18 protein-coding genes are annotated in these 16,154 nt (G+C 70.7%); 9 read left to right on the forward strand and 9 right to left on the reverse strand.

What is annotated here, in order from left to right; all coding sequences use genetic code 11:
- Positions 1 to 123: 123 nt before the first annotated feature.
- From JS521_RS06515 to JS521_RS06530, 4 genes are all read right to left on the reverse strand, one after another.
- Entirely contained in the window at positions 124 to 1,065 is a 942-nt protein-coding gene (locus JS521_RS06515) for a calcium-binding protein (protein WP_205081771.1), read from the reverse strand.
- Between the two features lie 233 nt (positions 1,066 to 1,298).
- Positions 1,299 to 2,267 carry a cation diffusion facilitator family transporter gene (locus JS521_RS06520; protein WP_205081772.1) on the reverse strand — a complete coding sequence of 323 codons (969 nt, stop codon included), beginning with the start codon at positions 2,265 to 2,267 and terminating at the stop codon, positions 1,299 to 1,301.
- Between the two features lie 58 nt (positions 2,268 to 2,325).
- Positions 2,326 to 3,210: an acyl-CoA thioesterase II gene (tesB, locus tag JS521_RS06525; protein ID WP_097880835.1), complete on the reverse strand. Its 885-nt coding sequence runs from the start codon at positions 3,208 to 3,210 to the stop codon at positions 2,326 to 2,328.
- Between the two features lie 17 nt (positions 3,211 to 3,227).
- Positions 3,228 to 4,385 (reverse strand): acyl-CoA dehydrogenase family protein, encoded by a 1,158-nt coding sequence (locus tag JS521_RS06530; RefSeq protein WP_205081773.1) that lies wholly within the window; start codon positions 4,383 to 4,385, stop codon positions 3,228 to 3,230.
- Positions 4,386 to 4,649: 264 nt separating this feature from the next.
- Here JS521_RS06530 and JS521_RS06535 point away from each other — a divergent pair, with 264 nt between their 5' ends.
- From JS521_RS06535 to JS521_RS06550, 4 genes are all read left to right on the forward strand, one after another.
- Positions 4,650 to 4,991 (forward strand): DUF5713 family protein, encoded by a 342-nt coding sequence (locus JS521_RS06535; protein ID WP_205081774.1) that lies wholly within the window; start codon positions 4,650 to 4,652, stop codon positions 4,989 to 4,991.
- 65 nt (positions 4,992 to 5,056) lie between these two features.
- Entirely contained in the window at positions 5,057 to 5,476 is a 420-nt protein-coding gene (locus JS521_RS06540) for a helix-turn-helix transcriptional regulator (RefSeq protein WP_205081775.1), read from the forward strand.
- A gap of 10 nt (positions 5,477 to 5,486) precedes the next feature.
- Entirely contained in the window at positions 5,487 to 5,900 is a 414-nt protein-coding gene (locus JS521_RS06545) for a VOC family protein (RefSeq protein WP_205081776.1), read from the forward strand.
- Positions 5,901 to 6,041: 141 nt separating this feature from the next.
- A complete protein-coding gene (locus tag JS521_RS06550; RefSeq protein ID WP_205081777.1) occupies positions 6,042 to 8,432 on the forward strand; it encodes an excinuclease ABC subunit UvrA in 2,391 nt (796 codons plus the stop codon).
- Positions 8,433 to 8,462: 30 nt separating this feature from the next.
- Here JS521_RS06550 and JS521_RS06555 read toward each other — a convergent pair whose 3' ends face one another.
- Both JS521_RS06555 and JS521_RS06560 read right to left on the reverse strand, forming a co-directional pair.
- Complete coding sequence (locus tag JS521_RS06555; RefSeq protein WP_205081778.1) at positions 8,463 to 8,672, reverse strand: DUF397 domain-containing protein; 210 nt, start codon at positions 8,670 to 8,672, stop codon at positions 8,463 to 8,465.
- Positions 8,665 to 9,462 (reverse strand): helix-turn-helix domain-containing protein, encoded by a 798-nt coding sequence (locus tag JS521_RS06560; protein WP_205081779.1) that lies wholly within the window; start codon positions 9,460 to 9,462, stop codon positions 8,665 to 8,667. The genes JS521_RS06555 and JS521_RS06560 overlap by 8 nt, the downstream gene beginning before the upstream one ends.
- Positions 9,463 to 9,595: 133 nt before the next feature.
- On the opposite strand from JS521_RS06560, the gene JS521_RS06565 reads away from it, so the two are divergent.
- Positions 9,596 to 9,940 carry a hypothetical protein gene (locus tag JS521_RS06565; RefSeq protein WP_205081780.1) on the forward strand — a complete coding sequence of 115 codons (345 nt, stop codon included), beginning with the start codon at positions 9,596 to 9,598 and terminating at the stop codon, positions 9,938 to 9,940.
- A gap of 28 nt (positions 9,941 to 9,968) precedes the next feature.
- On the forward strand, positions 9,969 to 10,556 hold the full coding sequence (locus tag JS521_RS06570; RefSeq protein ID WP_205081781.1) for a YciI family protein: 588 nt from the start codon (positions 9,969 to 9,971) through the stop codon (positions 10,554 to 10,556).
- A gap of 55 nt (positions 10,557 to 10,611) precedes the next feature.
- On the opposite strand, the gene JS521_RS06575 is transcribed toward JS521_RS06570, so the two are convergent.
- A complete protein-coding gene (locus tag JS521_RS06575) occupies positions 10,612 to 10,782 on the reverse strand; it encodes a hypothetical protein (protein ID WP_205081804.1) in 171 nt (56 codons plus the stop codon).
- 140 nt (positions 10,783 to 10,922) lie between these two features.
- Here JS521_RS06575 and JS521_RS06580 point away from each other — a divergent pair, with 140 nt between their 5' ends.
- The gene (locus tag JS521_RS06580) at positions 10,923 to 11,513 is read left to right on the forward strand and encodes a GNAT family N-acetyltransferase (protein ID WP_205081782.1); all 591 of its coding nucleotides are present in this window, start codon (positions 10,923 to 10,925) and stop codon (positions 11,511 to 11,513) included.
- Here JS521_RS06580 and JS521_RS06585 read toward each other — a convergent pair.
- Positions 11,497 to 12,423 (reverse strand): alpha/beta hydrolase, encoded by a 927-nt coding sequence (locus JS521_RS06585; protein ID WP_205081783.1) that lies wholly within the window; start codon positions 12,421 to 12,423, stop codon positions 11,497 to 11,499. The two genes, JS521_RS06580 and JS521_RS06585, sit on opposite strands and share 17 nt — an antisense overlap.
- Before the next feature lie 195 nt (positions 12,424 to 12,618).
- On the opposite strand from JS521_RS06585, the gene JS521_RS06590 reads away from it, so the two are divergent.
- A complete protein-coding gene (locus JS521_RS06590) occupies positions 12,619 to 13,323 on the forward strand; it encodes a GOLPH3/VPS74 family protein (protein ID WP_205081784.1) in 705 nt (234 codons plus the stop codon).
- Positions 13,324 to 13,414: 91 nt separating this feature from the next.
- Here JS521_RS06590 and JS521_RS06595 read toward each other — a convergent pair whose 3' ends face one another.
- Positions 13,415 to 14,326, reverse strand: coding sequence for a class I SAM-dependent methyltransferase (locus JS521_RS06595; RefSeq protein WP_205081785.1), 912 nt, complete (start codon positions 14,324 to 14,326; stop codon positions 13,415 to 13,417).
- Positions 14,327 to 14,524: 198 nt separating this feature from the next.
- Between JS521_RS06595 and JS521_RS06600 the strand changes: the two genes are divergently transcribed.
- On the forward strand, positions 14,525 to 15,949 hold the full coding sequence (locus JS521_RS06600; protein ID WP_205081786.1) for an FG-GAP and VCBS repeat-containing protein: 1,425 nt from the start codon (positions 14,525 to 14,527) through the stop codon (positions 15,947 to 15,949).
- Positions 15,950 to 16,154 lie beyond the last annotated feature (205 nt).

Below are 16,154 nucleotides of genomic sequence, written 5' to 3' on the forward strand. Positions count from 1 at the left end.
GCGGGCGGGCCGCCCGCGGGGCGGGCGCCCGCCGCGCGCCCCGCCGCCGCCCGGGCGCGGCCGCACCCCCCCCCCCGCCCCCCCCCGCCGCCCCCCCCCCCCCCCCCCCCCCCCCCCACGGGGTCAGCGCACGTCCACGCAGTCACCGGTGCCGGAGACCGGCGGCGTGGTGGAGGTGCCCTCGAACGTGTAGCGGTAGCAGCGGTCGGTCGTGGCGGTGCGCGTCTTCTTCTCGACGCCCGCCTGGCTGCCGGTGCCGGTGCGGTGACTGCTGGTGGTGGCGTACGAGCCGGTCAGCGAACGCTCCTGGAGGTGGACGATCTGCTGGGTGTAGCCCGCGTACTTGTACGTGTCCCAGTTGGCCCGCTCCAGCTTGCCGGTGATCGTGATCGTCTTGCCCTTGGCGACGGGCTCGGGGGCCGCGTTGTTGCTCAGCCGGGACCAGCGCTGGAGGTACCAGGTCCTGGCGTTCTCGGTGTCCACGCCGGTGGTCGCGTCGGTGACTGCCCAGAGGCGGATCTTCCAGGCTCCGGCATCCTCGTTCTCCAGGTCGTTCCGGGGGTTCAACGTGAAGGTGGCCGTGCAGTCGAACGTGGCGTCGCCGGACGGAACGCAGGGTTCGGTGCCCGCGTCGAACTGCTCGGAGGTGAGGAACCGCTCCAGTCCGCTGTCGCTGTCGCTGTCGCTGTCGCTGTCGGTGCCACGCCAGAGCGACGCGTGGCTGCCGTAGAGCTTCGACCCGCCGCTGAGCTTCCATTTTACGGTGATCGTCTGCGTGTTCTTCGTTCCGACGGCGGCGCTGTTGCCTCCGTTGACGGTGACGCCGGAGAGGACGGTGGAGCCGGCTGATCTCGCGGCCAGGCTCTTGGGCGCGGCGGCCTTCGCCGCCCTGGCGTCGGCGGCCGCCGCCTCGCTCCGCTTCAGCGCCTCGGCCGCACCGGTTCCCCCCGCCACCGCGGACGGGGTGACGAGCAGGCCGACGGCGAGCCCGGAGGCAGCCAGCGCGCTGACGCCCAGGATCGCCTTCTTGCCGGACGTCAACCTCTTGCGGGAGTGCTGGGACATGAAGAGTCTCCATGATCGACTATCGGCGGGCGGATTCGGGTCGTGAAAGGGCAGAGTCGTGAAAGGGCAGACCCGAAAGCGTGTGCGGTCACAACGACCGCACAGTCTTGATCGTCGATGAAGCGAAAGGGTTGTACGCGCGCGGAGTTGAGCCCCGTGAGGTGCATCACGCGGCGGCGTCGTGGTCGTGCGGGAGGGGGTGACACGGGGCGCGGCGACCGGCGCCCGGGGCGTCAGCGGTCGGGGTGCCGCAGCCGCTGCGCCCGCCCCGGTGTCGGGTCCAGATACACCCGCCGGATGGACGGGAACCGCTCGCGCAACTGGGCCTCCGCCTCCTCGCAGGCCCACTCGACCTCCGCCGCGGTGGCCATGTCCCGGAAGTCGATCTTCGCGGCGATCAGGATCTCGTCCGGTCCCTGGATCAGCGTGGTCAGCTCCAGCACCTCCACGATGTGCGGCACCGACTGCAGCTCCTCGCGCACCCCGGACCGCACGGCCGGGGGCAGCGGCCGCCCGATGAGGAGCTGGGCGTTGGACCGGCCGAGCACCCAGGCGACGTACACGAGGAGCAGGCCGATCAGGCAGGACGCGATCCCGTCCCAGACGCCCGAGCCGGAGAGCTGCCCGCCCAGCAGACCGCCCGCCGCCAGCAGCAGGCCGATCAGGGCCGCCGAATCCTCCATCACGACGGCCTTCACCGCCGTGTCGGGGGTGTGGCGCAGGTAGTACGTGTCCGGCACCCGCAGCCGTGACGCCTCGCGCCGCACCTGCTTGACCCCGGTGCGCAGGGAGTAGCCCTCCAGGAGGAAGGCGACGGCGAGGACGATGTAGGAGATGAGCGGATCGCCCAGCTCCTCGCCCGCGACCAGGGTGTGCACCCCGTCGTAGATCGAGAAGACGGCCCCGCCGACGAAGGTGGCGATGGAGGCGAGCATCGCCCAGATGTAGCGCTCGGGGCCGTAACCGAGGGGGTGGTCCTCGTCGGCCGGCTTCTCGCTCCGCTTGAGCGCGGCGAGGAGCATGACCTCGGTGACGGTGTCGGCGACCGAGTGGGCCGCCTCGGAGAGCATCGCGCTGGAGCCGCTGATCAGCCCGGCGACGGCCTTGGCCACGGCGATGCCGAGGTTGGCGAGGGCCGCCACGATCACGGTGAAGGTGGACTCCCCACCATCGGTTTCGCTGTCGGCTTTCGCGTCGCTCATGGTGGGGAGTATGTCGGAATGGCGGCTTCAGGGGCCGTTCATCCTCGCGGGATGCGCGTCATCCTCGTGGGATGCGGACCACGCCTTCCTGGATGACGGTGATCGCGAGGCGTCCGTCGGCGGTGTAGATACGGGCCTGGCCCAGGCCGCGTCCACCGGAGGCCGACGGCGACTCCTGGTCGTACAGCAGCCACTCGTCCGCCCGGAACGGCCGGTGGAACCACATCGCGTGGTCCAGGCTGGCCCCGACCACGTCCCCGACCGCCCAGCCGCCCCGCCCGTGGGCGAGGAGCACCGAGTCGAGCAGGGTCATGTCGGAGACGTACGTCGCCATGCAGACGTGCAGCAGCGGATCGTCGGCGAGCTTGCCGTTCGTCCGGAACCACACCTGGGAGCGGGGTTCGCGCGGCTCGCCCACCGTGCCGAACGGCGGCGCGTCCACGTACCGCAGGTCCACCGCCTGCCGCGCCTCGATCAGCCGGTCCACCACGCTGGGATCGCTGAAGCGGTCCGCGTAGCGGGGCAGCATCTCGGCCGCCGTCGGCAGGGTCTCCGGGTCCGGGGCGGCGGGCATGGGGGCCTGGTGCTCCATGCCCTCCTCGTGCGTCTGGAAGGACGCGGAGAGGTGGAAAATCGGCTGCCCGTGCTGGACGGCGACGACGCGGCGGGTGGTGAAGGACTTCCCGTCGCGGATGCGGTCGACGGTGTAGACGATGGGCGCGCCGGGGTCACCGGCCCGCAGGAAGTAGGAGTGCAGGGAGTGGGCTCCCCGTTCGGCGGGGACGGTGCGGCCCGCGGCGACGAGCGCCTGGGCCGCGACCTGTCCGCCGAACACCCGGGGCACGAGCGCGCTGCGGCTCTCGCCCCGGAAGATGTCCCGCTCGATCCGCTCCAGGTCGAGCAGGTGGAGCAGATCGAGCAGGGGATCGGGACTCTCGTTCATGGAGGGAAGGTAATCCCTTACAGGCCCATGGACTTCGCGATGATCGACTTCATGACCTCGCTGGTGCCGCCGTAGATGCGGTTGACCCGGTTGTCCGCGTACAGGCGGGCGATCGGGTACTCGTTCATGAAGCCGTAGCCGCCGTGCAGCTGGAGGCAGCGGTCGATGACGCGGTGGGCGACCTCGGTGCAGAACAGCTTCGCGGAGGCGGCCTCCGCTGCCGTGAGCTCGCCGGCGTCCAGGGCCTCCAGCGCACGGTCGGCGACGGCCTGGGCCGCGTCCACCTCGGCCTGGCAGGCGGCCAGCTCGAACTTGGTGTTCTGGAACGAGGCGACGGTCTTGCCGAAGACCGTGCGGTCCTGGACGTACTCCTTGGCGAACCGGACGGCCGCCGCGGCCTGGGCGTACGCGCCGAAGGCGATGCCCCAGCGCTCGGAGGCCAGGTTGGTGCCGAGGTAGCCGAAGCCCTGGCTCTCCTCGCCCATGAGGTCCTCGACCGGGACCTTGACGTCGACGAACGCCAGCTCGGCGGTGTCGGAGACCTTCAGGCCCAGCTTGTCGAGCTTGCGGCCGACCGAGTAGCCCTCGGACTTCGTGTCGACGGCGAAGAGGGAGATGCCGAAGCGGCGGTCGTCCTCGCGGGGGGCGGCGGTACGGGCGCAGACGATGACCCGGCCGGCGTGGACGCCACCGGTGATGAAGGTCTTCGCACCGTTGAGGACGTAGTGCGTGCCGTCCTCGGAGAGCTTGGCGGTGGTCTTCATGCCCGCGACGTCGGAGCCGGTGCCCGGCTCGGTCATCGCGAGGGCCCACATCTCCTCGCCGCTCGCGAACTTCGGCAGCCAGCGCTTCTTCTGCTCGTCGGTGGCCAGCATCTTGATGTAGGGGAGGCCGAGCAGCGTGTGCACGCCGGAGCCGCCGAAGGTGACGCCCGCGCGGGCGGTCTCCTCGTAGATGACGGCCTCGTACTTGTGCGAGTCGATGCCCGCGCCGCCGTACTCCTCGTCGACCTCGATGCCGAAGATGCCCAGCTCACCGAGCTTGAGGTAGAAGTCGCGCGGCGCCTGGCCGGCGGCGAACCACTCGTCGTAGACCGGCACGACCTCGGCCGCGATGAAGGCGCGGATGGTCTCCCGGAACGCCTCGTGGTCCTCGTTGAATACCGTACGGCGCACGGGATGCCTCCTAGGTCGGCGGTCGATTCGCGGGATCTCGTGGGATCTCGCAGAACTCGCGGAACTCGCGGAACTCGCGGGAACATGGCTAAGCGCTTGCTCAGACTCCCTTCGAAGTTACCCGCCGGTTGTGGTCGCTGTCCAGGGTGATGCTCGGCACGCGACGGACCGGCGGAGGCCGGGGAAGGTCAAGGGGCGGCCCGATTGTCAGTGGCGTGGGGGACTATCGGATGCAGACGGCGACGGTACGTATCGGGGGGCACGATGACGATCACGAACGAGCAGCTGGCGGGCCATACCTTCCTGGCCCTGCTGTACGAGGACGACTACTTCCCGGACCACGTCCTGGACAAGGGCACGGCGGTCCTGCGTGCCCTGTGCGAGCGGATCGAGGCGGAGCGCCCGGCCGACCTCACCGCGCTGTACGCGCTGACCGCGGTGGCGACCGAGGCATTCAACGGCCTGGAGGCGGAGTTCGAGGCGGCGGGCAGCGAGATCGAGACGTCGGCCCGCGAGGAGATAGGCGAGGCCTTCTGGACCATCGCCACGGCGTACGGCTTCGCGGACGCGGATCCGGAGGAGCTGATCGCCGAGCGTGAGTGGTGACCCGTCTCCGGGCGAGGGGCCGGGCGTCGGCGGCCGTGCGAGGGTGGGAGGAGGAAGGTGTGGGAGTGAGGCTGGAGGATCTGGTCCGGCTGCGCCGGGCCCGTGACCGTATGGACCGCGAGTACGCCGAACCGCTCGACGTCCCCTCGCTGGCCCGCGACGCCCTGATGTCGGCGGGCCACTTCTCCCGCAGCTTCCGCGCCGCCTTCGGCGAGACCCCGTACAGCTATCTCATGACCCGCCGTATCGAGCGGGCCAAGGCACTGCTGCGCCGGGGCGACCTGTCGGTCACGGACGTCTGCTTCGCCGTCGGCTGTACGTCGCTGGGCTCGTTCAGCTCCCGCTTCACGGAGCTGGTCGGGGAGACCCCGAGCGCCTACCGGGCCCGCCCCCACGACGCCGGCGAGACCATCCCGGCATGCGTCGCCAAGATGCTCACACGACCGGTCAGGAATGGAGAAGCAGATCGCACCCCCCGCCCGTAGCGTGAAATCCATGGACATCAACCTCTCGCAGTGCTTCATCGCCGTCGACGACCACGACAAGGCGCTCGCCTTCTACCGCGACGCCCTGGGAATGGAGGTGCGCAACGATGTCGGATTCGAAGGCATGCGCTGGGTGACCGTCGGATCCCCCGCACAGCCGGACGTCGAGATCGTCCTGGAGCCCCCGCTCGCGGACCCGAACGCCCCGGAAGCCGACCGCCGGACCATGGCCGAGCTGCTCGCCAAGGGCATGCTGCGCGGCGTCATCCTCTCCGCCGAGGACGTGGACGCGGCCTTCGAGAAGGTCCGCGCGGCGGGCGGTGAGGTGCTCCAGGAGCCGATCGACCAGCCGTACGGCGTCCGGGACTGCGCCTTCCGCGACCCCTCCGGCAACATGCTGCGCATCACCCAGGCCAAGAAGTAGCACCTCCGTACCGCCCTCAGGGGCCGGAGCCCGGAAATCCGGGCCCCGGCCCCGTGCACGGACAGTAGGCTCCGCGCACCAGCAGTCCAGCGGCACCCGTTATCCAGTGGCACCAGTTCCCGTGATGGAGAGACGACGAGCATGGCTCCGAGAACGAAGACCCCGCAGCCGCCCGCGCCGCACGCTGCCGACAGCCACGACCTGATCCGCGTGCACGGTGCGCGGGAGAACAACCTGAAGGACGTCAGCATCGAGCTGCCGAAGCGCCGGCTGACGGTGTTCACCGGAGTCTCCGGCTCGGGCAAGAGCTCGCTGGTCTTCGCCACCATCGCCGCCGAGTCCCAGCGGCTGATCAACGAGACCTACCCCGCGTTCGTCCAGGGCTTCATGCCCTCGCAGGCCCGCCCCGACGTCGACGTGCTCGACGGCCTGACGACCGCGATCATCGTCGACCAGCAGCGCATGGGCAGCGATCCCCGCTCCACCGTCGGCACCGCCACCGACGCCAACGCCATGCTCCGCATCCTCTTCAGCCGGCTCGGCAAACCGCACATCGGCCCGCCCGGCGCGTTCGCCTTCAACGTCCCCTCGGTGACGGCCAGCGGTGCGATCACCGTCGAGCGCGGCAACAAGAAGACGGAAAAGGCGACCTTCAGCCGCACCGGCGGCATGTGCCCGCGCTGCGAGGGCCGCGGGTCGGTCTCCGACATCGACCTCACCCAGCTCTACGACGATTCCAAGTCGATCGCCGAGGGCGCGTTCACCATCCCCGGCTGGAAGTCGGACAGCTGGTGGACCGTGCGGATCTACGCCGAGTCCGGCTTCCTCGACCCGAACAAGCCGATCGCCAAGTTCACCAAGCGGGAGATGCAGGACTTCCTCTACAAGGAGCCGACCAAGGTGAAGGTCGAGGGCTCCACCCTCACCTTCGAGGGGCTGATCCCCAAGATCCAGAAGTCGTTCCTGTCCAAGGACCGGGAGGCGATGCAGCCCCACATCCGGGAGTTCGTCGACCGCGCGGTCACCTTCGCCACCTGTCCCGAGTGCGAGGGAACGAGGCTCACCGAGGGCGCGCGCTCCTCGAAGATCAAGAAGATCTCCATCGCCGACGCCTGCGCGATGGAGATCCGGGACCTCGCGGAGTGGGTCCGCGGCCTGGAGGAACCCTCGGTCGCCCCGCTGCTCGAAGCCCTCCAGCAGACGCTGGACTCGTTCGTGGAGATCGGCCTCGGCTATATCTCCCTGGACCGCCCCTCCGGCACCCTGTCCGGCGGCGAGGCCCAGCGCGTCAAGATGATCCGCCACCTCGGCTCCTCGCTCACCGACGTCACGTACGTCTTCGACGAGCCGACCATCGGCCTCCACCCGCACGACATCCAGCGCATGAACGACCTGCTGCTGCGCCTGCGCGACAAGGGCAACACCGTCCTGGTCGTCGAGCACAAGCCGGAGGCCATCGCCATCGCGGACCACGTGGTCGACCTCGGCCCCGGGGCCGGTACGGCGGGCGGCACCGTCTGCTTCGAGGGCACCCTGGAAGGGCTCCGCGGCTCCGACACCGTCACCGGCCGCCACCTCGACGACCGGGCCGTCCTCAAGGAGGAGGTTCGCAAGCCGACCGGCGCGCTGGAGATCCGCGGCGCGACGGCGCACAACCTCCAGGACGTCGACGTCGACATCCCGCTCGGCGTCCTCACCGTCATCACGGGCGTCGCCGGCTCCGGAAAGAGCTCGCTGGTCCACGGCTCGATCCCGGCAGGCGAGAACGTCATCTCGGTCGACCAGAGCCCCATCAAGGGCTCCCGCCGCAGCAACCCGGCGACGTACACCGGTCTCCTGGAGCCGATCCGCAAGGCCTTCGCCAAGGCCAACGGCGTGAAGCCCGCCCTGTTCAGCGCCAACTCCGAGGGCGCCTGCCCCACCTGCAACGGCGCGGGCGTCATCTTCACCGACCTCGGCGTCATGGCCAGCGTCTCCAGCCCCTGCGAGGACTGCGAGGGCAAGCGGTTCCAGCCCTTGGTCCTCGACTACCACCTCGGCGGCCGGGACATCAGCGAGGTCCTGGCGATGTCGGTCGCCGAAGCCGAGGAGTTCTTCGGCTCCTCCGGCGATGCGCCCCTCCCGGCCGCGCACAAGATCCTCGACCGCCTCGCGGACGTCGGCCTCGGCTACCTGAGCCTCGGCCAGCCGCTCACCACGCTGTCCGGCGGCGAACGCCAGCGCCTGAAGCTGGCGACGCACATGGGCGACAAGGGCGGTACCTACGTCCTCGACGAGCCGACCACCGGTCTGCACCTCGCGGACGTCGAGCAGCTCCTCGGCCTGCTGGACCGCCTGGTCGAATCCGGAAAGTCGGTGATCGTCATCGAGCACCACCAGGCGGTCATGGCCCACGCCGACTGGATCATCGACCTCGGCCCCGGCGCGGGCCACGACGGCGGCAAGATCGTCTTCGAGGGCACCCCGGCCGACCTGGTCGCCGCCCGCTCGACGCTGACGGGCGAACACCTTGCGGAGTACGTGGGGGAGTGAGGCCCGGGCCCTCTCCGCTCGACCTCCGGGTCAGGCGGAGAGGGCACCGCGCTTGACGGCGTCCACGAAGGAGGTCCAGTCGGCGGCGGGGATGAGCAGGGCGGGCCCACCGGTGACCTTGGAGTCACGGACGTGGACGGCGGCGGGGTGCGCGTCCTGGACTTCGAGGCAGCTGTCTTTGTCGGGGCCGCTGTACGACGACTTCCGCCAGTCTGCCAATGGGTTGGTTCGCTCAGTCACGGTATCCGTACTCCCTTGCCGCTGCCCTGAGTACGTTCAGCGACTCGGAGAGGGACAGCGCGTCGCTCATGGCCAGAGCGTAGGTGGCCTCGATCCGCTCGACCAAGTGTGGTGCATCGTGCACCTTGGCCACCTGCGTGCCTTCGGAGTACGCCACCGGTGGCTGGTCCTCGAAGTGCATCAGCGTCACCATGCTCTGGTGCAGGTTGGTGATGGGCCCGTTCAAGGGCATCACATGCGCGCGGATCCGGCCCCGCTCGACCAGTTGCACCACGTGCATGATCTGTTCAGCCATGATGTCCGCACTCCCCGCCAAGCGTCGGAGGATGGATTCGTCCAGCAGCGCCCAGACTACGGGGGATGTGGGGCGCTCCAGGATTTTGGCCCGCTCCAGCCGTGAGACAACAGCCTTGTCACGTTCCTCATCGCTATATGGCGGAAAGGCTGCGCCCAGCACCGTGTCCGCGTACCGGCGCGTCTGGAGGATGCCAGGAAAATAGGCGATGGCGAACTCACGGATGAACGTCGCCTGTTCCTCGAGTTTCCGAGCCGCCTTGAACCGTTCCGCGACGGAACGGTCGTCTGGCTGAGGTCGGAATGTCGTCAGCACATCTCCGGTCCCCAGCGCCCTGTCCAGCCGCAGGGCATCCTCCTCGCTCGGCATGCGACGCCCGGCCTCGATGTGCGAGATGTGTGACCGCGTCATCAGCGCGCGGTCCGCGAGCTGCTGCTGCGTCAGGCCGGCCGCTTCCCGCTGCGCCTTCAACCATGTGCCATAGGTATTACTCACAGCCAACTCCCGTGCGACGAACCCGGTGTCACCACAAAACCCCTGGCGAGCCTAGCCGCGCCGCTCGCACGCTGTGAGTGGATCGCTACGCAGCGAAGAATTCACCCCCACCGCACACGGAGTTGACGCCCTCATGAAAGAACAGCCGCTGAACACCGTCCGCCTGCTCCCTTGGGCCGGCACGGCAGGCAGGCCCTGCTATGTCGTCGGCAACGGCGACGGCAAGGTCTCGCGGGAGGCCGACAAGGTCGAGGCGATGCAGCTCGGCATGGCCTACGACCTTCTCGACCACGCCGACGACCTGGTCGCGGACGACCGGTCCACCGCCGTCCAGCTCCGCCATGTCGCCGCCGCCCTGGCGCACTCGCTGCGGGACGTGCACCGGGTCGCCCGGAGCCGGGGCCTGCGGCTGGGGATTCCGGACGCGTTCGAGCCGGACCACCCGTCGGGCCCGGGGCTTGTCCCGCTGCGGCCCTGAGGCGGTGCGGCTCCGGTACGTTCTCGGCATGCCGTTCTATGTGTACGCCCAGGACCAGCCCGATGTCGCCGACCAGTTGGAGGCGTTGTGCGAGGAGCACTGGTCCTACATGGACGGGTTCGACAGCCGGCTGATACTCCGCGGCCCCACCGTGTCCGACGACGGGGAGGAGCACACGGGGAGCGTCCACGTCGTCGACCTGGCCGACCGTGCCGCCGCTGAGCGGTTCGCGAAGGAGGAGCCGTTCTGGAAGGCGGGCCTCTACCGGGATCTCACGGTCGTCGCGGCGGATGTGCTGCTGAGGCGCGAACCGGAGGCGGATGTCCCGTACACGCTCGTCACCGCTCGGTGGCCCGTGTCGGCCCGCGCCTCGGGCGGTGTTGCCTCGGGCGATGCCGAGCGGCAGGGGCTGTTGGGCGCGGAGCCGGACAGTCGGCTGACCTTCGTGGCCGCTCTGGTCGATGACGGGGCAACCGGTACGACGGGGGTGGTCGCGGCCGCGCGGGCGCTGCCGGACGAGACGCGGGACCTGGTCCGGCCTTGGGCGGACCGGCTCGCCGGTGGGCGGCCCATGACTCTCACGGCGCAGCGCTGGGAGCGCGGCGGACGTCACTGAAGCGGACGTGGCCGATGCGGCACGGGGCTGCCGGGGCGGGAACCCCGCGCGGCCCTCAGACCCCGGCCGTGCAGAAGACGCACCCCGCCCAGTGCGGCAGGGCGTCCAGCACCCGGTGACGTACGCACGAGGCCATCGCGGCGTCCTCCGGCCCGGGCAGCACATCCGTTCCGGGCCTGGCCGTCGCGGGGTCGAACGCCTCCACCATCGCCCGGTACGTGCGCAAGTACCACGTCCACGAACACCTCCGTACCGCCGTTGCGTATCTCCAGGCGCCGGCCGTCACCCCCGTGGAAGATGTTCATGGCTTGAGCGTAGGCAGGGGGCCGAGCCGCTGTCAGCCGGGGTATCGGTGACCATGGGGCCATGACCCGTACCCTGTCGACGCCGCCCACCCTTGCCTCCGGCTGCCTCGCCGGAGGCCCGCAACCCGTAATCCCGGTGGCCGGCGGCGGGCTGCTGCTGCGTCCGTGGGAGCGGGCCGACGCGGCGGCGTTCCTCTCCGCGTACGAGGACGAGGAGACCTGCCGCTGGCACACGCACCGCCCCTCGACCGTGGCTCAGGTGGAGGAGTGGTTCGACGGGTACCGCCAGGACTGGGAGCGGGAGAGGGGCTGCCACTGGGCCGTCGCCCGCGACAGCGGCGAGGTGCTCGGCCGGATGGCCCTGCGGCGCGTGGACTTCGAGGACGGCGCCGCGAACGCCGCGTACTGGGTGCTCCCGACCGCACGCGGCGCGGGGGTCGCCTCCCGCGCACTCGCGGCGGTCAGCGCGTGGGCGCTGGACGACATCGGCTTCCACCGGCTGGAGTTGGACCACTCGACGCGTAACGACGCCTCGTGCAAGGTGGCGACCCGGGCCGGCTATCTGCTGGAGGGGACCAAGCGCAGCGCGGCCGTGCACGACGACGGCCGGCACGACATGCATCTGCATGCCCGTGTCAGGGGCGACCGCTGATCCGTTCGCGCAGCCAGGAGTTGATCCCGTCGAGCGCCGTGGCGGCCAGGGCGGTGGGGTGGCCGGTGAAGCCGTGGGGCGAGGCGGGATAGACGCGCAGCTCGACGTCGTTGCCGGCCGCCGACAGCCGTCCCGCCAACGTGAGGTTGTCCTCCAGCAGGATGTCCTCGGCGCCCACGACCAGCAGGGCCGGGGGAAGCCCGGTGAGGTCGGCGTAGAGGGGCGAGATGTCGGGAAGGGTGCGGTCGCGGTCCGGCACGTGGCCGGCGTACGCCTGGATGAAGTACTCGTCCGCGATGAGGCGGCCGCTCGGGGTCCGCGCGCTCAGGTCGTACGTGCCGAAGCGGAGCGCGGCCCCGGCGAACCGGTCGGCGACACCCCGGTCCCGCAGCCGGAGCAGGGTCGCCAGGGCGAGAGTGGCTCCCGCCGAGCTTCCGCCGATCGTGAGCCGAGTGGTCCCAAAGCGGGCCTCGGCCTCCTCGACGAGCCAGAGTGCCACCGCTTCGCAGTCGTCGGGTGCGGCCGGCCAGGGGTGTTCGGGCGCGAGCCGGTAGTCGACGCCGACGACGGCGACGCGCAGGGCGTCCGCGAGTGCGCGGTGGCGTTCGTCGCCCTGCGCGGCGGTGCCCATGTAGAAGCCGCCTCCGTGGATGCCCAGGTAGACACCCTGGGGCGGACCGTCTGCGGGCAGGAAGATACGGACCGGGACGCGCACTCCGGCGGCATCGATCGTCTCTTCGAGGGCAGGTGGCACGGCCGCGCGGGACGCGGGCTTCTTCGCTCGGGCCTCCTTGAGCTCCTCGAAGGAGGCGGGCCCGCGGCCCGCCGTCCTCGACCGGTAGAAGGCGCGGGCTTCGGCGATCTGCTCGGCCGGTACGTCGGCGAACAGTGCTTCCAGCGCGAATCGCACGCGTCGCTCCTCATCGTCCGATCGGGTCTCGCCCGGATGCTACCGGTGCCGCCGCTCGGCCGGTCGGCCCCGTCGTGGGCCCGGACATGACGTCTGTCATGAACAGTGGTGACAGGGCACACCGAACCTCCCGCCCCGGGCGGGGCAGGCTGGACGGAGACCCGCGCACCGGATGCCGACGGTTGGACAGAGGCCATGCAGAAGCCGAAGCAGAACGAGAACGAGATCGACAACGACATGCTCATCGTCGAAGACCTGACGCTGCTGATGATGGACGACACGTCCGGGGCCATCGCGGGGGCGGGCACGCTGTACTACACGCTGGGCGGCGCGCTCCTCGTCGAGCTGGGCCTCGGCGGTCACATCAGGGCCGACGAGAACGACACGGGTCTGAACGGTGTGAAGGTGCACGCCGTCGCCGGTCGCACGCCGTCGGATCCGCTGCTCCGGGCCGCCCACGCGAAGGTGGGGGAGCGCGTGCGCGGCGTACAGACCCTGCTGATCGAGATCGGTACGGGGGTGGGGAAGCGGGAGGCGGTGCTCGACCGGCTCGTGGAGCGGGGCATGCTGCGCCGGGAGACGAAGAAGACCCTGGGCCTGTTCCGTACGACGTCGATGTCGGTGGCGGACACCGGGTACAAGAAGGCCCTGGTGGAGAGGGTCCGGGCCGTCCTGGTCGACGGGGCCGAGCCCGACGACCGTACGGCGGCGCTGACCGGACTGCTCTCCGCGAGCGGCACGCTGCCGACGCTGCACCGCTCCATCCCGTGGTCCGGCAAGGTCTACAAGCGGGCGAAGGAGCTGGAGCGGAGCAGCTGGGGCGCGGAGGCGGTGAACGCGGCGGTGCTGCGGACGGTGGCGGCGGTGTCCGCGGGGACGGTGGTCGCGGTCACCAGTTAGAGCGCCAGGGGGCAGAGGCAGGGGCAGAAGGGCAGGGGCCAGAGAGGAGGGGGCAGGGCGGGCTGTACGGGCAGCCGCACCGGCCCCAGGTTCAGCCGCCCAGGACGGGGCGGGCCATCCAGGTCTGGCGCGTGGACCGTACGACGAGGTCGTCGCGGTGGCGTACGTCCTCGGGCCCGCCGTCGATGAGCCGGTCGAGCGCGGCCAGGTCGTCGGCGGTGACGCGCCCGTCGAGAGAGGAGCGGATCCGCTCGAAGACCAGGAAGGCGTACCGCCCGGCCCCCTCGGGCAGTGGGGCGCGCAGCTCCCACGGCTCGGCGCGTTCCTGCTCGACGGAGAAGCCGGCGGCCGTCAGCAGGGAACCCCAGTCGGCGCCCCGGTTCGGCATCCGCTCGGCGTGCAGCCCGTCGAGCGCGGCCCGGCAGCGGGCCTCCAGCTCACCCGATTCGCCGTCCGCGGGCAGGAAGGCAGGCATTCCGTCCACCTCCGCGACGGCCACCAGCCCTCCGGGACGCAGCGCGGCGCGGATGCCCGCGAGGGCGATCGCGGGGTCGTCCAGGTGGTGCAGGGACGCCGACGCCCAGACGAGGTCGGCGTCGACCACTCCCGGCAGCCCCGCACCGGCGTCGGCCTCCAGCGTGCGTACGCGCTCGCCCAGCCCCCGGTCCCGCGCTGCCGAAACCAGCCGTTCCAGCATCGCGGGGGAGCTGTCGACGGCGGTCACCCGGGCGGTCGGGAACTGCTCCAGCAGGGCGAAAGTGCCGGTCCCTGTGCCGGCGCCGAGGTCGACGATGTGCCGGACGTCGTCCCCGGCCAGACAGGCGATACGGCCGGTGAGCGCGGTCAGATGGGGCGCGAAGAGGGCGGCGTCGAGATCGAGGATCTCGGGGAGGCCGTTGGGCGTCGCGTCGGAGCCGTGACTGTGGGCGTGGGAGTGGGAGTGGGCGTGGGCGGAGCGGTCCGCAGGTCCGTGCTGGTGCTGGTTCTGGTGTGCGTGAGCCATGTATGCGAGCGTACGAGAGGCTTGCGTCAAGTGCATGCAATGTTGCCGATAACGCAAGAAGGTGGTGCTGGAGCCAGCCTCGTACGCAAAGGGATCGAGCCCGGGGCGCACAACCATTCGCCGTGGTGATGGTCTTTCTTGGCGGGTAGGGCGGCAGGCCCGCCTGTCAACCGCCCGTACGCATCCGGGGGATGAACGATGAAGACTTCTCGACTCCGTACCGCTTCGGCGATCTTCGTGACGCTGGCGGCCACGGCGACTGCCGCACCGGCCCTCTCCGGGACGGCGGTGGCGGCCGCGCCGGCCTCCGCCGCACGTCAGCAGGTCGACTTCAACGGGGACGGGTACGCGGACATGTTCGCCTCGGTGCCCGACGGGACCGTGTCCGGCATCAAGAAGGCCGGGTACGTGGCGGTGTATCCGGGCGACGCGAAGGGCATCGACCCGGCCCGTCACCAGGTGATCCACCAGAACACGCCAGGAGTCCCCGGCTCGGCGACCGCGAACGCCGGATTCGGCACGGCGACGCCCGCCGATATCGACCGCGACGGCTACACCGACCTGCTGGTCTCGGCCGGCCAGGGTCCGCGGATCATCCTTTTCGGCGGCAAGAACGGCCTCGGCACCCGCGCCGTCGAGTTCCAGGGCCAGGGGTACGCCCTGGGCGACTTCGACGGCGACGGCCGGACGGACGCGGCCGGAATCGACCGTACCGACTGGGCCGGGAAGATCGTGCTGGACGAGAAGATCGGCGCGGACGGCTCGGCCGGCAGCACGCGCACCGCACTCACCGCCGACGACGGGGTCACCGACTTCGAGGGCGTGCAGGCCGCGGACATCAACAACGACGGCAAGGACGACCTGCTCGTCCGTACCGGCTGCACCGACGAGCCGGACTGCGGTGGGACCTCGCTGTACCTGTCGACCGGTACGGGCTTCACGTACACGCCGATCGCCACCGCGCCGGGAACGTACCTCACGCACGCCTCGGTGACGGTCGGTTCGGTCAACGGGGACGCCTATCCCGACCTGGTCTACACCCGTCAGCCGACCGGCATGGACAGCGACCTGGACTTCCCGAGCAAGGGCGGCGCGGTGGCGGTCGCCCTCGGCGGCCCGAACGGCCAGAACACCTCCGTGAAGCCGAAGTGGATCACCCAGGCCACCGCCGGGGTGCCGGGCGCGGACGAGGCGGGCGACGCGATGGGCGCGAGCGCGGCGGTGGGGGACCTGGACGGCGACGGCTACGGCGAGGTCGTCGTGGGCCTGCCGGGCGAGGACGTGGAGACGGCCAAGGACGCCGGCGGGGTCCTGGTCTTCACGGGCCGCGCCTCGGGAATCACGGGCGCGGACACGAAGGTGATCGGCCAGTCCACGGCGGACGTCCCCGGCGTCGACGAGCAGGGCGACGCGTTCGGCGGCGAGGTCCACGTGGTGGCCGCCGCCAAGGGCGTACCGGCCACGCTGACGGTCGCCGCCCCCGGCGAGAACACCGACCAGGGAGGCGTTTGGCTGTTCAAGGGCAGCCGCACGGGCCCGGTCACCAAGGGCTCGGTCTCCTTCGGCGAGGCGAGCCTGGGCGTGACGCCGTCGGCGGTCCGCTTCGGTAACCGGCTGGGCTGACGGTTCCCTCCCCGAGCCGGCGGCGGACGAAGGGCGCCGCCCCGAGCACGAACAAGGTGAAAACGGCGACCCGTTGAAGCCCCGGCTCGGCGAGGCCCCACTGTCCCGCAGACCATGCCGTACGAGATCGACGACATGCGCGACACCGCCCACGAGGATCAGCACCGCAGCGATCACCCGGACCACGACGTGACCGCCGACCGGG

The organism is Streptomyces durocortorensis (assembly GCF_016901035.1).
Classification (GTDB): Bacteria; Actinomycetota; Actinomycetes; order Streptomycetales; family Streptomycetaceae; genus Streptomyces; species Streptomyces durocortorensis.

Bases quoted from the DNA above. Each gene is read 5' to 3' on its own strand.
- JS521_RS06520 (WP_205081772.1), bottom strand. From the start codon at position 2,267: ATGAGCGACGCGAAAGCCGACAGCGAAACCGATGGTGGGGAGTCCACC.
- JS521_RS06580 (WP_205081782.1), top strand. From the start codon at position 10,923: ATGACCCGTACCCTGTCGACGCCGCCCACCCTTGCCTCCGGCTGCCTC.
- JS521_RS06565 (WP_205081780.1), top strand. From the start codon at position 9,596: ATGAAAGAACAGCCGCTGAACACCGTCCGCCTGCTCCCTTGGGCCGGC.
- JS521_RS06595 (WP_205081785.1), bottom strand. From the start codon at position 14,326: ATGGCTCACGCACACCAGAACCAGCACCAGCACGGACCTGCGGACCGC.
- JS521_RS06550 (WP_205081777.1), top strand. From the start codon at position 6,042: ATGGCTCCGAGAACGAAGACCCCGCAGCCGCCCGCGCCGCACGCTGCC.
- JS521_RS06535 (WP_205081774.1), top strand. From the start codon at position 4,650: ATGACGATCACGAACGAGCAGCTGGCGGGCCATACCTTCCTGGCCCTG.
- tesB (WP_097880835.1), bottom strand. From the start codon at position 3,210: ATGAACGAGAGTCCCGATCCCCTGCTCGATCTGCTCCACCTGCTCGAC.
- JS521_RS06570 (WP_205081781.1), top strand. From the start codon at position 9,969: ATGCCGTTCTATGTGTACGCCCAGGACCAGCCCGATGTCGCCGACCAG.
- JS521_RS06600 (WP_205081786.1), top strand. From the start codon at position 14,525: ATGAAGACTTCTCGACTCCGTACCGCTTCGGCGATCTTCGTGACGCTG.
- JS521_RS06590 (WP_205081784.1), top strand. From the start codon at position 12,619: ATGCAGAAGCCGAAGCAGAACGAGAACGAGATCGACAACGACATGCTC.
- JS521_RS06545 (WP_205081776.1), top strand. From the start codon at position 5,487: ATGGACATCAACCTCTCGCAGTGCTTCATCGCCGTCGACGACCACGAC.
- JS521_RS06515 (WP_205081771.1), bottom strand. From the start codon at position 1,065: ATGTCCCAGCACTCCCGCAAGAGGTTGACGTCCGGCAAGAAGGCGATC.